This is a genomic window from Burkholderia sp. Bp9143 (assembly GCF_003853645.1).
GTDB lineage: Bacteria > Pseudomonadota > Gammaproteobacteria > Burkholderiales > Burkholderiaceae > Burkholderia.
In genome coordinates, this window is the sequence record NZ_QTPO01000141.1 from 1 (window position 1) to 1,156 (window position 1,156).

The 1,156-nt window shown below is 61.4% G+C and carries 1 protein-coding gene and 1 other annotated feature; the gene reads left to right on the forward strand.

From position 1 onward, the window contains the following. Positions 1-1,122, forward strand: a protein-coding gene (locus tag DIE23_RS39005; RefSeq protein WP_124618194.1) for an IS3 family transposase whose coding sequence is annotated in 2 segments (ribosomal slippage) — positions 1-176 and positions 176-1,122 — 1,123 coding nt annotated over the 2 segments. Because the reading frame shifts where the segments join, the coding sequence is not laid out codon by codon here. This gene is flagged as partial in the annotation. Then, positions 166-282, forward strand: a sequence feature (AL1L pseudoknot). It overlaps the preceding gene by 117 nt. Positions 1,123-1,156 lie beyond the last annotated feature (34 nt).

Sequence of the window (1,156 nt, forward strand, 5' to 3'; positions counted from 1 at the left end):
GATGATCGGCTGTACGCCGCAGACGCTGCTGGATTGGGTCAAACGCGACGAGGTCGACCGCGGGGAGCGCGATGGCGTGAGCACGACCGAGCGTGAACGCATCAAGGCCCTGGAACGCGAGGTCAAGGAACTGCGCCGGACCAACGAGATTCTCAAGCTGGCGAGCGCGTTTTTCGCCCAGGCGGAGCTCGACCGCCGTTTCAAGTCCTGAAGGCCTTCATTGATCAGCATCGCGACACCTTCGGGGTCGAGCCGATCTGCAAGGTCTTGCGGATTGCCCCGTCGGGCTACCGACGCCATGCTGCGCAGCTTCGCGATCCGTCCAAACGCTGCGCCCGCGCCAAACGCGATGAGCTTCTGCAGCCGGAGATCAAGCGTGTCTGGCAGGCCAACATGCAGGTCTATGGCGTGCCGAAGGTCTGGAAGCAGATGAACCGTGAGGGCATCTTGGTCGCACGCTGCACGGTCGGGCGGTTGATGAAGCTGCAGGGCTTGCGAGGCGCAGTTCGCGGCAAGCGAGTTCGCACGACGACTCCCGATGCGAGCGCGCCGTGCCCGCTGGATCGGGTGAACCGGCAGTTCAAGGCTGAGCGACCGAATCAGCTTTGGGTGTCGGATTTCACCTACGTCTCGACATGGCGGGGCTGGCTTTACGTGGCGTTCGTCATTGACGTGTTCGCCCGTCGCATCGTTGGCTGGCGCGTCAGTTCGTCGATGACCACGGACTTTGTTCTGGATGCACTTGAACAGGCGCTGTACGCTCGCCAACCGGGTGACGACGGGACATTGATACATCACTCCGATAGAGGGGCGCAATATGTCAGCATTCGGTACAGCGAACGGCTGGCTGAGGCCGGCATCGAGCCGTCGGTCGGCAGCCGGGGCGACAGCTACGACAATGCGCTGGCCGAAACGATCAATGGCCTGTACAAGACGGAACTGATTCATCGGCGCGCCCCTTGGAAAACGAGGGAATCCGTCGAACTGGCAACGCTGCAATGGGTGGCCTGGTACAACCATCATCGGTTGATGGAACCGCTCGGCTATATCCCGCCCGCTGAGGCTGAGGCAAACTACTACAGGCAACTCAGAAATGCCGCTGACTTGCCTGCATTAACTTAAACCAACCGGCCTCCACGATTCCCGGCGCGGTTCA